This is a genomic window from Actinomadura physcomitrii, assembly GCF_008923205.2.
Lineage (GTDB): Bacteria > Actinomycetota > Actinomycetes > Streptosporangiales > Streptosporangiaceae > Spirillospora > Spirillospora physcomitrii.
Genome location: NZ_WBMS02000021.1, coordinates 82514 through 95783 on the forward strand (window position 1 = coordinate 82514; position 13270 = coordinate 95783).

14 protein-coding genes are annotated in these 13270 nt (G+C 73.4%); 8 read left to right on the forward strand and 6 right to left on the reverse strand.

The genetic code is table 11. From position 1 onward, the window contains the following. Positions 1-3: 3 nt before the first annotated feature. Complete coding sequence (locus F8568_RS25595) at positions 4-822, reverse strand: SDR family oxidoreductase (RefSeq protein ID WP_151596244.1); 819 nt, start codon at positions 820-822, stop codon at positions 4-6. A gap of 81 nt (positions 823-903) precedes the next feature. Here F8568_RS25595 and F8568_RS25600 point away from each other — a divergent pair, with 81 nt between their 5' ends. Then, positions 904-1506: a TetR/AcrR family transcriptional regulator gene (locus tag F8568_RS25600; protein WP_151596245.1), complete on the forward strand. Its 603-nt coding sequence runs from the start codon at positions 904-906 to the stop codon at positions 1504-1506. Positions 1507-1517: 11 nt separating this feature from the next. Here the strand turns inward: F8568_RS25600 and F8568_RS25605 are convergent, their stop codons facing one another. Next, a complete protein-coding gene (locus F8568_RS25605) occupies positions 1518-1664 on the reverse strand; it encodes a hypothetical protein (protein ID WP_160573758.1) in 147 nt (48 codons plus the stop codon). Here F8568_RS25605 and F8568_RS25610 point away from each other — a divergent pair. After that, a complete protein-coding gene (locus F8568_RS25610) occupies positions 1654-2349 on the forward strand; it encodes a DUF4328 domain-containing protein (protein WP_151596246.1) in 696 nt (231 codons plus the stop codon). The genes F8568_RS25605 and F8568_RS25610 overlap by 11 nt on opposite strands. Here F8568_RS25610 and coaA read toward each other — a convergent pair. Next, entirely contained in the window at positions 2335-3276 is a 942-nt protein-coding gene (gene coaA, locus F8568_RS25615; RefSeq protein ID WP_151596247.1) for a type I pantothenate kinase, read from the reverse strand. The two genes, F8568_RS25610 and coaA, sit on opposite strands and share 15 nt — an antisense overlap. 124 nt (positions 3277-3400) lie before the next feature. Between coaA and glmS the strand changes: the two genes are divergently transcribed. Next, positions 3401-5260: a glutamine--fructose-6-phosphate transaminase (isomerizing) gene (gene glmS, locus F8568_RS25620; protein WP_151596248.1), complete on the forward strand. Its 1860-nt coding sequence runs from the start codon at positions 3401-3403 to the stop codon at positions 5258-5260. Positions 5261-5389: 129 nt separating this feature from the next. On the opposite strand, the gene F8568_RS25625 is transcribed toward glmS, so the two are convergent. The 3 genes from F8568_RS25625 to F8568_RS25635 all read right to left on the reverse strand — a co-directional run bounded on the left by F8568_RS25625 (position 5390) and on the right by F8568_RS25635 (position 6947). Then, positions 5390-5596 (reverse strand): DUF397 domain-containing protein, encoded by a 207-nt coding sequence (locus F8568_RS25625; RefSeq protein WP_151596249.1) that lies wholly within the window; start codon positions 5594-5596, stop codon positions 5390-5392. A gap of 204 nt (positions 5597-5800) precedes the next feature. Continuing rightward, positions 5801-6028: a DUF397 domain-containing protein gene (locus F8568_RS25630; RefSeq protein ID WP_151596250.1), complete on the reverse strand. Its 228-nt coding sequence runs from the start codon at positions 6026-6028 to the stop codon at positions 5801-5803. A 55-nt stretch (positions 6029-6083) separates the two neighbouring features. Continuing rightward, entirely contained in the window at positions 6084-6947 is an 864-nt protein-coding gene (locus tag F8568_RS25635; RefSeq protein WP_151596251.1) for a helix-turn-helix domain-containing protein, read from the reverse strand. 326 nt (positions 6948-7273) lie between these two features. Here F8568_RS25635 and F8568_RS25640 point away from each other — a divergent pair, with 326 nt between their 5' ends. The 5 genes from F8568_RS25640 to F8568_RS50605 all read left to right on the forward strand — a co-directional run bounded on the left by F8568_RS25640 (position 7274) and on the right by F8568_RS50605 (position 13209). Beyond that, a complete protein-coding gene (locus F8568_RS25640) occupies positions 7274-8746 on the forward strand; it encodes an NAD(P)H-hydrate dehydratase (RefSeq protein ID WP_151596252.1) in 1473 nt (490 codons plus the stop codon). 138 nt (positions 8747-8884) lie between these two features. Next, positions 8885-10024, forward strand: a complete 1140-nt coding sequence (gene alr, locus F8568_RS25645) for an alanine racemase (RefSeq protein ID WP_151596253.1) — start codon at positions 8885-8887, stop codon at positions 10022-10024. After that, entirely contained in the window at positions 10021-11109 is a 1089-nt protein-coding gene (locus F8568_RS25650; RefSeq protein WP_328601005.1) for an alpha/beta fold hydrolase, read from the forward strand. The genes alr and F8568_RS25650 overlap by 4 nt, the downstream gene beginning before the upstream one ends. 22 nt (positions 11110-11131) lie before the next feature. Next, positions 11132-11593, forward strand: a complete 462-nt coding sequence (gene tsaE, locus F8568_RS25655) for a tRNA (adenosine(37)-N6)-threonylcarbamoyltransferase complex ATPase subunit type 1 TsaE (RefSeq protein ID WP_151596254.1) — start codon at positions 11132-11134, stop codon at positions 11591-11593. Between the two features lie 134 nt (positions 11594-11727). Next, entirely contained in the window at positions 11728-13209 is a 1482-nt protein-coding gene (locus F8568_RS50605) for a hypothetical protein (RefSeq protein ID WP_151596255.1), read from the forward strand. The last annotated feature ends 61 nt before the right edge of the window (positions 13210-13270 follow it).

The window sequence follows — 13270 nt, forward strand, 5'->3', positions numbered from 1 at the left end:
GGGTCAGCGGAACGCGGCGGCGTTGCGCCGCGCCCAAGCGGCGAAGGGGGCGGCGGGCCGGCCGAGGAGCGCCCGCAGGTCGGGGCTGACGCGCTGCTCGTCCGGCGTGGGGTCGCCGAGGATCGCGAGGGTCCCCTCCACGACGGGCGCCGGCATGAACCGCGCCATCTGGGCGCGCGCCTCCTCGCGGGTCTGCTCGACGAACCGGACGGGTTCGCCGATCGCGTCGGCGATGGCGGCCGCACGCGCGCGCGGGGTGGTCGGTTCGGGCCCGGTGAGGACGTAGGTGCGGCCCTTGTGGCCGTCCTGCCGGAGGACGGCGGCGGCCGCCGCGGCGACGTCGTCGGGGTCGACGAAGGGCAGGCCGACGTCGCCGAAGGGCGCGGCGGCGGTCCGGTGCGCCCGCACGGGCTCGGCCCACGCGAAGGCGTTGGACGCCATCCCGCCGGACCGCAGCACCGTCCAGTCGAGCCCGCCGCCGGCGACGGCCTCCTCGAACAGCGCCGGGTGCCGGTAGGACTCCGGCCGTGTCCCGACGCCCTGGGAGGACAGCAGGACGACCTTGCGGACGCCGGCGGCCCGGGCCTGGGCGAGCAGACCGTCGGGGTCCTCCCCGGCGACCAGGAGGAACAGCGCGTCCGCGCCGGTCAGGGCGGGGCGCAGGCTCGCGGGTTCGGCGAGGTCGGCGGGGACGGCCCGCACGCCCGCCGGGACGTCCGCGGGCGTGATGCGGCGGGACACGGCCGTCACGGTCTCGCCCGCGGCCAGGATGCGCACCAGGGCGCGTCCGACGTTCCCGGTGGCGCCGGTGACCACGATCATGTCGCTCTCCCCAGTTAGTTAGCTGACTGACTGAGAAGGACCGTAGCACGGACCCGGTACCGGTTGTCTATAGTGAGTCGGGTGACCGACTCAGTGACCCGTCCGCGGGCCCGCGGGGCGGACAAGCGCCGTAGGCTGACGGCCGCCGCCGCCAAGGTGCTGCACGAGCAGGGCGTCGAGCGCACCACCCTCGCCGACATCGCCCGCGCGGCCGGCGTCCCCGTCGGGAACGTCTACTACTACTTCAAGACCAAGGACGAGCTGGTCCAGGCGGCCCTCGGCGAGCACACCGCCCACCTGGACGAGCTCACCGCCCGGCTCGACCGGCTGCCCGACCCGCGCGACCGCCTGAAGGGCCTCGTCGAGGCCTGGATGGGCGGACGCGACGTCGCCGCCCGCTACGGCTGCCCCACCGGCACCCTGGCCGCCGAGCTGGACAAGCGCGGCGACGGCGTCCTCGACGTCGAGGCCGGCCGGGTGATCCGGCGGCTGCTCGACTGGGCCGAGCGCCAGTTCCGCCTGCTGGGCCTGCCCGACGCCGAACGCCTCGCGGTCACCCTCGTCGCCGCCTACCAGGGCATGTCGCTCCTGGCCAACGCCCTGCGCGACCCCGAGATCATGACCGGCGAGGGCACCCGCCTCATCCGCTGGCTCGACACCCTCCCCACCCCGCCGCAGAAGTAGATCTTCGCGCCTCAGACGTCATGACGCGCCCTGCCCGGGGACTCAGGCGGCGGGGCCACCACCAGCCCGGCCCAGCCGCCGACGAGGTTCGGCAGCGGCCCGTTGCCGAAGACGTTCGGGTAGGCCGATCCACGAACCGAGGTGAGCGTGTACACCACTCCGACAGAGGTCCTCAAGCCGCCGCGCGCCGCGGCGCTCGTGGCGATCGCCGGCCTCGGCACGAACGCGCTGGTGATGCTCGCCCTCGCCGGGCTCGGCCTGCGGACGAACGCGCTGCTCGGCGGCGAGGGCCTCACCTCGCGGACCGCCGACCTGCGCAACGGCCTGGTGGCCGGCTCCACCGCGCAGCTGGTGCTGACCGTCCTCACCGGGATCGCCGTGATCGTCTGGCTGTGGCGCGCGCGCACGGCCGCCGAGGTCATCGAGGAGCCGGAGGGCTGGGGCCGGCCGTGGGTGATCGCCGGCTGGTTCGTCCCCGTGCTGAACTTCTGGATCCCGCGCAACGTCGTCGCGTCGGTATGGCGCGCCAGCGCGCCGCACGGCAAGCCGCCCTGGCCGGTCAACGTGTGGTGGGCGGCGTTCGTCGTCTGGGCCCTGGTCGGCCGGCTGGGCGACGGGGACCCCACGGGGACGCCCGGGCACATCCACCAAGAGATCACCCTGCGGGTGGTCGACTGGGCGCTCGGGATCCCGGCGGCCCTGATGGCCGCGCTGGTCGTCTGGCGGATCACGCGGTTCCAGGAGGCGCAGGCCGTCCGGCTCGCGCTGGCCGTCGCGGCGCCGCCCGCGCCGCCCGCGCCGGACGCCGCACCACCGGATCTCGCGGTGTCAGATCCGGCGTAGCCGGACGCGCTGGACGGCGTGGTCGCGGTCCTTGTGCAGGACGAGGGTGGCGCGGGCGCGGGTCGGCAGGATGTTGGACACGAGGTTGATCTCGTTGACGTCCCGCCAGACCCGCTTGGCGAACGCGGCGGTCTCGTCCTCGTCCAGCTCGTGGGCGTACCTGTGGAAGTAGGAGCGCGGGTCGGTGAACGCGGTGCGGCGCAGCGCGAACAGCCGCTCGACGTACCACTGCATGATGTCCTCGACCCGGGCGTCCACGTAGATGGAGAAGTCGAAGAAGTCGGACACGCCGAGGGTGCCGGGCGGCGGGGCCTGCAGCACGTTCAGCCCCTCGACGATCAGGATGTCGGGCCGCCGGACGGTCTGCGTCGCGTCCGGGACGATGTCGTACTCCAGGTGCGAGTAGACCGGGATCTCCGCCGACTCGGCCCCCGCCTTGATCGACGAGACGAACCGGACCAGCGAGCGGCGGTCGTAGGACTCGGGGAAGCCCTTCCTTTCCATGATCCCGCGCTCGTTAAGGATCGCGTTCGGATACAGGAAACTGTCGGTCGTGACGAGCTCCACGCTCGGATGGTCCGGCCAGCGGGCCAGCAGGGTGCGCAGCAGCCGCGACGTGGTGGACTTGCCGACCGCCACGCTGCCGGCCACGCCGATGATGAACGGGGTGGGGGCGACCTCGCCGCCGAGGAACCCGCTGACGGTGTCGCGCAGCCGCCCGTCGGACTGGAAGAACAGGTTCAGCAGCCGGGACAGCGGCAGGTAGACCTCCTCGACCTCGGTGATGTCGATCGGGTCCCGCAGGCCGCGCAGGGCGTCCAGCTCACCGGGGGTGAGGGGCAGCGGGGTGTTCTCGCGCAGGGCCCGCCAGGCCTCGCGGGAGAGTTCCACGTAAGGGGTCGGCACGCTGTCCCATCCGCTCGTCATGGGCTGAACGGTAATCGTTCGTTCAGGCCGGTCTCCGGGTTTTCACCGGGCGTCCAACCTAGCGTCACCCGTCTACGTCGCTTGCAGGTAGGTCCGGCCAGGGACACCGAATAGAGTTGCCGCCATGTGCGGAATCGTGGGGTACGTAGGCGGCCGGCCCGCCCTCGACGTCGTGGTCGACGGGCTGGCCAGGCTGGAGTACCGCGGCTACGACTCGGCCGGGGTGGCCGTGCTGGCCGACGGGCGGCTGGGGACGGCGAAGCGCGCGGGCAAGCTCGTGAACCTGCGGGAGGCGCTCGCGGAGGAGCCGCCGCCCGCCGGGACGCTCGGCATGGGGCACACCCGCTGGGCGACCCACGGGCCGCCGAACGACCGGAACGCGCACCCGCACACCGACTGCACCGGCTCCGTCGCGGTGATCCACAACGGGATCATCGAGAACTTCGCCGAGCTGCGCGCCGAGCTGGAGGAGGCCGGCCACAAGCTGAAGTCCGACACCGACACCGAGGCCGTCGCGCACCTGCTGGAGGACGAGCTCGCGGCGGTGGACGGCAACGCCCGGGACGGCCTGGCGGAGGCGATGCGCCGGGTGTGCCGCCGGCTGGAGGGCGCGTTCACGCTGGTCGCGGTGCACGCCGGCGACGACGACCTGGTGGTCGGGGCGCGCCGCAACTCGCCGCTGGTGGTCGGGGTCGGGAAGGGCGAGAACTTCCTCGCCAGCGACGTCGCGGCGTTCATCGAGCACACCCGGGACGCGATCGAGCTGGGCCAGGACCAGATCGTCGAGCTGCGGTCGGGCGGGGTGACGGTCACCGACTTCGAGGGCCGGCCCGCCGAGGTGACCGAGTACCACGTCGACTGGGACGTGTCGGCCGCGGAGAAGGGCGGCTACGACTACTTCATGCTCAAGGAGATCGCCGAGCAGCCGCGGGCGGTCGCCGACACGCTGCTCGGCCGGATCGGCGCGGACGGCCGGCTGCACCTGGACGAGATGCGCATCTCGGACCGGGAGCTCCGCGAGGTCGACAAGATCATCATCGTGGCGTGCGGCACCTCCTACCATGCCGGGCTGATCGCCAAGTACGCGATCGAGCACTGGGCGGGGCTGCCCTGCGAGGTGGAGCTGGCCAGCGAGTTCCGCTACCGGGACTCGATCCTGTCGCCGACGACGCTGGTCATCGCGATCTCCCAGTCCGGGGAGACGATGGACGCGCTGATGGCCGTCCGGCACGCCCGCGAGCAGCGCGCCAAGCTGCTCGGCATCTGCAACGTCAACGGCTCGACGCTGCCGCGCGAGTGCGACGGCGTGCTCTACACGCACGCCGGCCCGGAGATCGCGGTCGCCTCGACCAAGGCGTTCCTGACCCAGCTCGTCGCGGTGTACCTGATCGCGCTCTACATCGCGCAGGTGCGCGGCACCAAGTGGGGCGACGAGGTGTTCGCGATGGTGCAGCTGCTGGAGCGGATGCCGGAGAAGGTCGACAAGGTCCTGGAGACGATGGAGCCGGTCCGCGAGCTGGCCCGCTCCCTGGCGGACGAGCGGTGCGTGCTGTTCCTCGGCCGGCACGTGGGCTTCCCGGTGGCGCTGGAGGGCGCGCTGAAGCTCAAGGAGCTGGCGTACATGCACGCCGAGGGGTTCGCGGCGGGCGAGCTGAAGCACGGCCCGATCGCGCTGATCGAGAAGGGCCTGCCGGTCGTGGTGGTGGTCCCGCCGCGCGCGCGGGACGTCCTGCACGACAAGATCGTCTCGAACATCCAGGAGATCCGCGCGCGCGGTGCCCGCACCATCGTGATCGCGGAGGAGGGCGACGCGTCGGTGGAGCCGTACGCGGACACGCTGATCGGCGTCCCGGCCGTCCCGACGCTGCTGCAGCCGCTCGTGACGACCGTGCCGCTGCAGGTGTTCGCCTGCGAGCTGGCGACCGCGAAGGGCCACGACGTGGACCAGCCCCGCAACCTCGCCAAATCCGTCACGGTCGAGTAGCCGCCGCCGGCAGGGCGGGGGAGGCGAGCGCCTCCTCCGCCCTTTTCCTCGTGCCGCCGGGGCGCCTCCCGGGCACGGGGGCGCGCGGCGATTTCCCGGCCGAAATGAGAATCTCAGTAAATGCAAGTTTCAGTGCAAGTCGAAGGCTCCCTGTCGGACGGCCGCGACGAACCGGCGCCATTCTCGCGGGGCGAAGTCCAGGCGCGAATCGTCGGTCGCACCGTCCCGTACGGAGACGATTCCATCGTCTCGTCCCGCCACTTCGACGCACGTGCTGTTCGCCCCGCAACGGGTGCTCTTCCTCCAGCGGGGGGACGGCGTGGCATGGAAACTCATCCTGGCTCCCGAATCGGAGACGCATTCTGCTCACGGCGGCGCTGCCGATGCCAAGAACAAGGTAACAAGATTCGCTCGAAATGCCGATGATCAGCGGTGCCGGCACGGGCGGCGGCGGGGGGACGCGGGCGGCTCGGACGGCACGGAGACGGCCCGCCCCGGCGTACGCCGACGCGGGCCCTCGATCTTCTCCCGGAACCCCGGTCAGCGGGCCAGGTCGAACCGGCCGGCCTTCGCGGCGGCCGCGAACGCCCGCCACTCGGCGGCGGAGAACCTCAGCACGGGGCCGGTGTCGCCGTCGTAGGCGTCGCGCGCGGCGACCGCGCCGCCGCGCAGGCTCCCGACCTCCACGCAGGCGCCGTTGCCCGCGCAGCGGGCGCTCTTGCGCCAGCCGGTCGCGCCGGCCGCGGATGCGATGGTTTCGCTGCTCATTTCGAACGAGGACACGCGTTGGCCTTTCCTGGTTTATGCACCGCACCAGGCGGTGTCAACGCCAGACGGCTCGTGCTCGCGCGATCAATTCGACGGACTCGGCGCTGCCGAGTGCGACCCGTGCCATTCCCTCGAAGGCGAGCCGATACATGTGCGTGATCTTCTCGTCGATGAGCTGGCTGACCGTGAGACTTTCCGTGTGAACGATGTCCGGAAAGACGACGTCGTGAACCGGGTCGAACTCCAGCAACTGGAAGGACGCCTCCATGAGAGGATGGGCGACCCCCAGCCGCATGATGCGCAGAGTCACATTCGGCAATTCGGCGATCGCGCGGAGATGGTCGAGCTGGGCTCGCATCACCGCGGGGTCGCCGACGAGGCGCTGCAGCACGGACTCGTCCAGCAGGACGGTGTATTCGACAGGTTCTGCTCTGTGCAGGATTCCCTGGCGACGCATCCGCACCTCGACCCTGCGGTCGATCTCCCGCGGCGGGACGGTGTCGAAAAGATGCAGCCCGGAGATCGTCGCGCGCGCGTACGCCTCGGTTTGCAGGAGGCCCGGCACGATGTAGGTCTCCCATTGCGTGATCTTGTTCGCTTCGTCTTCCAGTGCGATCAGTGCGGAGTAGCCGCCGGGAAGCTCCCGGTACCCCTCCCACCAGCCCTTTTCGGCAGCATCGTGTGCAAGGGCGATCAGCTCGGATCGGTGGGATTCGGGGATGGCGTAGAGGTCGATGAGCGCATGGATGTCGTCGATCTTCGCGCCGGTACGCGCGTTCTCCAGCCGGCTCACCTTGGCGGTCGACCAGGCCAGCCGCTCGGCGACATCGTCTCCGGTGAGTCCCTTCTGTTCCCTGAGCCGCCGGAGTTCGGCGGCGAGCCGGCGCTGCCGGACGGTCGGGCCACGGAACGGACTCATGTCCCCGGACGCACCGCGAGACGCGACCACCGTTTCCGACCCCCTTCTCGTCCGGGGAGCGGCCCCGTCGCAGTGTGTCGCATCGGGACCGTCCGGCGCTGCACGTTGGCTGATCATTTTACGGGTTTTTCCGCGCTCGCGCCGCACTGCAACTCCCGTGAAATCACACGGTAACTCACCTTTCGTACAGCGCACCATGAACCGGGCCCGGACGGTCCGCGCCATTGCGGCGCGGATTGGACAACGGCTCCGGCCGGTTACGGGAGGGCGGGGCGTGGCAGGCTAAGTCATGTGATCGTCGGGACGGCGCGCAGGGGGAGCAGCGGATGAGGTACGCGCACGAGGTCGGCAAGGTCAGGGCGGCAGAGCAAGCGCTCATGGCGCGGCTGCCCGACGGCGCCCTGATGCAGCGCGCCGCCGCCGGGCTCGCCTCGGTCTGCGCCCGCGTCCTGCCCGCCGTCTACGGGGCCCGCGTCGTCCTGCTGGTCGGCGGCGGCGACAACGGCGGCGACGCCCTGTACGCCGGCGCCCGGCTGGCCCGCCGCGGCGCGCGCGTCCGGGCCGTCCAGGCCGGCTCCAAGATCCACGAGGGCGGGCTCGCCGCGCTGCGCGCCGCCGGCGGCCGCCTCCTCGGCGGCGACCCCGCGGACGCCGTCGCCGGCGCCGACCTCATCGTCGACGGCCTCACCGGCATCGGCGGCACCGGCGCCCTGCGCGACCCGCACGCCCGCCTCGCCGCCCTCGCGTCCGCGGCGACCGGCACCGTCGTCGCCTGCGACGTCCCGAGCGGCGTCGACGCCGGCACCGGGCGCGTCGAGGGCGAGGCCGTCCACGCCGACATCACCGTCACCTTCGGCACCCACAAGCCCGGCCTGCTCATCGACCCCGGCGCGGCCCGCTGCGGCGTGGTCGAACTCGTCGACATCGGCCTCGGCGACGACCTCCCCGACCCCGACGTGGTCGCCGCCCGGCCCGCCGACGTCCGCCCGCCCGAACCCGGCCCCGAGTCCGACAAGTACCGGCGCGGCGTCGTCGGCATCCTCGCCGGCGGCGACGAGTACACCGGCGCGGCCGTCCTCAGCACCGGCGGCGCCGTGCACGGCGGCGCCGGGATGGTCCGCTTCGCCTCCGTGGCGCACCCCGTCGAACTCGTCCGGCAGCGCTGGCCCGAGGTCGTCACCACCGTGCTCGAGCCCGGCCCGCACGACCCGAAGGTCCTCGAACGCGTCGGGCGCGTCCAGGCCTGGGTCGCCGGCCCCGGCCTCGGCACCGGCGACGCCGCCGAGTCGCTGCTGGCCGCCGTCCTGGCCACCGACCTGCCCGTCCTCGTCGACGCCGACGGCCTCACCGTCCTCGCCCGCCGCCGCGGCCTGCTGCTGCGGCCCGCGCCGACCGTCCTCACCCCGCACGCCGGCGAGCTGTCCCGCCTCCTCGGCGTCCCCCGCGAGGACATCGAGGCCCGCCGGCTGGAGCACGTCCGCCGCGCCGCCGCCGAACTGTCCGCGACGGTCCTGCTCAAGGGCTCGACGACGCTGGTCGCCGAACAGGACCGCCCCGTCCGGGTGAACCCGACCGGCACCCCCCGGCTCGCCACCGCCGGCACCGGCGACGTCCTGTCCGGCCTGATCGGCGCGCTGCTCGCCGGGGGCATGCCCGCCCTGGACGCCGCCGCCTCCGGCGCCTACCTGCACGGCCTCGCCGCCCGCCTCGCCTCCGCGCCCCACCCGTCCGTTGCCGAGGCCCCCATCAGCGCCTACGACGTCATCACCGCCCTCCCCGACGCCTTCCGGAGCCTCTGAACCCCGCCTCCGCGTTGAACCGGGTGCGGGCGAGGTGCGTCAAATCGGGCAAAGGGCGCACGGGGGTGGGCCCTCCGGGGGACGGGGCCCGCCCGGGATGCTTCGGGCATGGCGCCGGGAACGGCACACTGGGTAACCATGAGGGTTCCTGCGGAGGCGCGCGTCGATCTGGACGCCATTGCCGCGAACGTCGGGCTGCTGCGCGAGCGCGCGGGCGGCGCCGAGGTGATGGCGATGGTGAAGGCCGAGGCGTACGGGCACGGCCTGGTGGAGGCGGGGCGCGCGGCGCTGGCCGGCGGCGCGACATGGCTGGGCGTGGCGAAGCTCGCGGAGGCGCTGGCGCTGCGGGACGCGGGCGTGGACGTCCGGACGCTGGTGTGCCTGGCCGTGCCGGGCGAGCCGTTCGAGCAGGCCGTGGCGCGCGGCGTCGACCTCACCGTGGGCGCGCCGTGGCTGGTGGACGAGCTGGTCCGGGCGGCGGAGGAGGCGGGGCGCCCGGCGCGGGTGCATCTGAAGGCCGACACGGGCATGACGCGGGGTGGCGCGCGCGGGCAGGACTGGCACGACCTGGTGGACGCGGCGCTGAAGGCGGAGGCGGCCGGGCACCTGCGGGTGGTGGGCGTGATGTCGCACTTCGCCTGCGCGGACGAGCCGGGTCATCCGTCGATCGGCACCCAGATCGGGGCGTTCACCGAGATGGTGGAGCACGCGGAGAAGGCGGGCGCGCGGCTGGAGGTCCGGCATCTGGCGAACTCGGCGGCCGCGCTGACGCTGCCGGAGGCGCGCTTCGACGTCGTCCGGCCGGGCATCGCGACCTACGGGCTCACGCCGGTGCCGTCCCTCGGCACCTTCGGGCTGCGGCCCGCGATGACGCTGGTCGCGGACGCGGCGCTGGTCAAGCGGGTTCCGGCGGGCAGCGGCGTGTCCTACGGTTACACCTACTTCACCGCGCGGGAGACGAACCTCGCGGTGGTGCCCGCCGGGTACGGGGACGGCATCCCGCGGCACGGGTCGAACGTGCTGGAGGTCCTCGCGGCGGGCCGCCGCCGGACGATCGCCGGACGGGTCTGCATGGACCAGTTCGTCATCGACCTCGGCGACGACGAGCTGGCGCCGGGGGAGGAGATCGTGCTGTTCGGGCCGGGCGACCGGGGCGAGCCGACCGCGCAGGAGTGGGCGGAGGCGCTCGGCACGATCTCGTATGAGATCGTCACCCGCATCGGGTCCCGGGTGCCGAGGACGTACCGGGGACGGACCAGGGGCGGCAAGGGGGCGTGAGCGTGGACGCTAGGAGCAGGCGGCGGATCGGCGTCGCCGGGGTCGTCGCGGGCGTCGGCGCGGCCGGGGTGGGCGCGGCGGTGGGGCTGCGGCGCCTCGCGGTCGGCCGGGTGCGGCTGCGTCCCGACCCGGACGCGGGCGAGCCGTTCGGCGAGCTGCGCGGCCGGGAGCTGGCCGTCCGCGCCTCCGACGGCCTGGAGCTGCACGCCGAGGTGGACGGCCCGGACGACGCCGGGCTCACGGTCGTGTTCTGCCACGGCTACTGCCTGAACCGCGACTCGTGGCACTACCAGCGCCGCGACCTGCGCGGACGGCTGCGGACGGTGTTCTGGGACCAGCGCAGCCACGGCCGGTCGGGGCGCAGCGACCCGGCGAGCGCGACGATCGAGCAGACCGGCGAGGACCTGTACGCGGTGCTGGAGGCGGCGGCGCCGCGGGGGCCGGTGATCCTCGCCGGGCACTCGATGGGCGGCATGTCGATCATGGCGCTGGCGGACGCGCATCCGGAGCTGTTCGGCCCGCGGGTCGTCGGCGTCGCGCTGGTGAACACCTCCTGCGGCGACCTGGCGGAGATGACGCTGGGGCTGCCGATGCTGCTGGCGAAGGTCGTCCGGCCGCTGGCGCCGCGGACGCTGCGGGGCCTCGGGCGGCGCGCCGACCTGGTGGACCGGGCGCGGGGGCTGGGCGCCGACCTGGCGTTCGTCGTGACCAGGCGGATGGCGTTCGCCGACAAGCACGTCAGCCCGACGGTGGTGGACTTCCTGGAGCAGATGATCAGGGCGACGCCGATCGACGTGATCGCGGAGTTCTATCCGGCGCTGATGGTGCACGACAAGCTGGACGCGCTGGAGACGCTGGGCCGGGTGCCGGCGCTGGTGCTGGTGGGCGGCCGGGACCGGCTGACCCCGCCGGAGCACGGCCGCCGCATCGCGGCCGCGCTGCCGGACGCCGAGCTGGTGGAGGTGGAGGAGGCCGGGCACGTGCTGCCGCTGGAGTACCCGGGCGTGGTGACCGGCGGGCTGCGGCGGCTCGTCGAGCGCGTCCGTCCCGGCTTCGGTGAGGACGAGGAGGAGCGCACGGCGTGAACGGCGTGGCAGTGTGAGCGGCATGGTGGTGACCGTCCCGACCGACCGGGACATGCGGGAGCTGGGGGTCCGGCTGGCCGGGCTGCTGCGGGCCGGGGACCTGCTGGTGATGACGGGGCCGCTCGGCGCGGGCAAGACGACGCTGGCGCAGGGGATCGGGGAGGGCCTGAAGGTCCGCGGCCCGATCACCTCGCCGACGTTCGTGATCGCGCGGGTGCATCCGTCGCTGGCGGGCGGGCCGGCGCTGGTGCACGTGGACGCCTACCGGCTGGGCGGCTCCGCCGAGCTGGACGATCTCGATCTGGACGCCTCGCTGGCGGAATCGGTGACGATCGTGGAATGGGGAGAAGGGCTCGCGGAGGGCCTCGCCGACGACCGGCTCGAAGTGATCATTTCGCGGGGGGACGAGCCGGGCGAGTCGCGCGTAGTAAGGATCGAAGGGGTAGGTGATCGCTGGCGCGACCTGCCCGCCGACCTGGTCTGAGAAGGATCAGAGATCTTCCCCGAATTCGGTAAGTGCTCCCGGACCACTTTGCTGTGAGATGTCGTACTCTTTGCCGGAACGAACCTCACCTTCACGACATATCAGAGATTTCCTCACAGCAGGAGTGGGATCCGGTGAGTGGCAGCCATCGCAGCGGCGAGGACCGCACGGGGGACGGCGAGTACGGGCCGTACCCGGGACAGGACGGCCGCCGTGCCTCGGGCACGGGCGGCCACCAGGCGAGCGCCGGGGGCTATGAGAGCGGCTCCGGCGGCTACCCCACCGCGCCCGGCACGCCCTCGTCCGAAGGCGGAGGACGGTCGTCCGGCGGCTACTCCACGGGCGGCTACCCCACCGGCCAGTATTCGACCGGCCAGTACTCGACGGGCGGCTACCCGACGGGCGGTTACTCCACCGGCGGGTACCCGGCGCAGGGCGGCGACAGCGGCCGCTACCCGGCGAGCGGCTACACCTCGAGCGGCGGCTACCCCACCGAGAGCGGCGGCTACCCCGGCCAGGGTGGCGGTTCGCCGTCCGAAAGCGGACGGTACTCGACCGGGGGCGGCGCGTACCCGTCCGGAAGCGGCCGCTACCCGTCCGGCGGGTACCCGTCCGAGAGCGGGAGCTACCCGATCGGCGACTACCGGACGGGCGGCAGCTACGAGACCGGGGCGGGCAGCGGCAACTACCCGGCCGACAGCGGCGGCTACTCCCGGCGGGACCGGTACGAATCCGACAGCGGCGACTACCGGTTCGGCAGCGGCGACCACCGCTCCGAGCCCGGCGGCCGGCGCTCGGACACCGGCGGCTACGCGTCCGGCAGCGGCGGCTACGCGACGGAAAGCGGGGGCTACCCGTCCGGCAGCGGCGGCCACCGGGCGGGCAGCGGCGGCTACCGGACGAGCACCGGCAGCCACCGGGTCGCCCGCGAGCGCCGCGGCGGCCGGCGCGGCGCGATCCTGCTGGCCGCGGGCGGCGCCGTGGCGGCCTGCGCCCTCGCCGTGTTCGTGCTCCTGCACGGGGTCGGCGGCGGCTCCGAGCACGGCACCGGCCAGGCCGTGGGCAGCGGCGCCACCGACAGCTCCCCGACCGCGAGCGGCGAGCGCACCGAGGTGCCCGACTCCTGCTCCGTCGTCGGCGGCGACCTGATCAACCGGCTCGCCCCCGGCGCCGAGCAGAACCCGGCCGACAACTACCAGAACAACGAGCAGCAGAACGGCTGCGTCTGGGGCGCGTACGCGGGCGACAACAAGCGGCAGCTCACCGTCGAGCTGCGCGCGATCGCCGGGACCGCCTCGCAGACCCCGACCGCCGTCGCGCAGAGCACGATCTCCGCCGAGCGCAGCGCCGACGAGTCCGGCAAGGCGCTGCTCGCCGGCCAGGAACTGACCCAGAAGAGCGACCTGCAGGGCGTCGGCGACGAGGGCTACCTGGTCTACAGCGTCGACAAGGGCCAGGGGTCCGGCGAGGCGATCACCAACGTGCGGCTGGCGAACGTCCTGGTCACGATCCACTACTCCGGCTCCGACGGCGGCGACCCGCTGTCGGCCAAGGACGCAGGTGACGGCGCCACCGAGGCCGCCAAGACCGTCCTGCAGGCGCTCTCCAAGGCCTGACCCGGCCCGCTGAGCAGCGCCGGCCCGCCCCGGCCTGCGGGGCCCGGGCGGCTCCGTCCCA

What these genes read in the sequence shown, in the direction of transcription:
- F8568_RS25595 (WP_151596244.1), bottom strand. Translation starts at nt 822, where the DNA reads ATGATCGTGGTCACCGGCGCCACCGGGAACGTCGGACGCGCCCTGGTG.
- coaA (WP_151596247.1), bottom strand. Translation starts at nt 3,276, where the DNA reads ATGACGAGCGGATGGGACAGCGTGCCGACCCCTTACGTGGAACTCTCC.
- glmS (WP_151596248.1), top strand. Translation starts at nt 3,401, where the DNA reads ATGTGCGGAATCGTGGGGTACGTAGGCGGCCGGCCCGCCCTCGACGTC.
- F8568_RS25625 (WP_151596249.1), bottom strand. Translation starts at nt 5,596, where the DNA reads ATGAGTTTCCATGCCACGCCGTCCCCCCGCTGGAGGAAGAGCACCCGT.
- F8568_RS25630 (WP_151596250.1), bottom strand. Translation starts at nt 6,028, where the DNA reads ATGAGCAGCGAAACCATCGCATCCGCGGCCGGCGCGACCGGCTGGCGC.
- F8568_RS25635 (WP_151596251.1), bottom strand. Translation starts at nt 6,947, where the DNA reads ATGAGTCCGTTCCGTGGCCCGACCGTCCGGCAGCGCCGGCTCGCCGCC.
- F8568_RS25640 (WP_151596252.1), top strand. Translation starts at nt 7,274, where the DNA reads ATGAGGTACGCGCACGAGGTCGGCAAGGTCAGGGCGGCAGAGCAAGCG.
- alr (WP_151596253.1), top strand. Translation starts at nt 8,885, where the DNA reads ATGAGGGTTCCTGCGGAGGCGCGCGTCGATCTGGACGCCATTGCCGCG.
- tsaE (WP_151596254.1), top strand. Translation starts at nt 11,132, where the DNA reads ATGGTGGTGACCGTCCCGACCGACCGGGACATGCGGGAGCTGGGGGTC.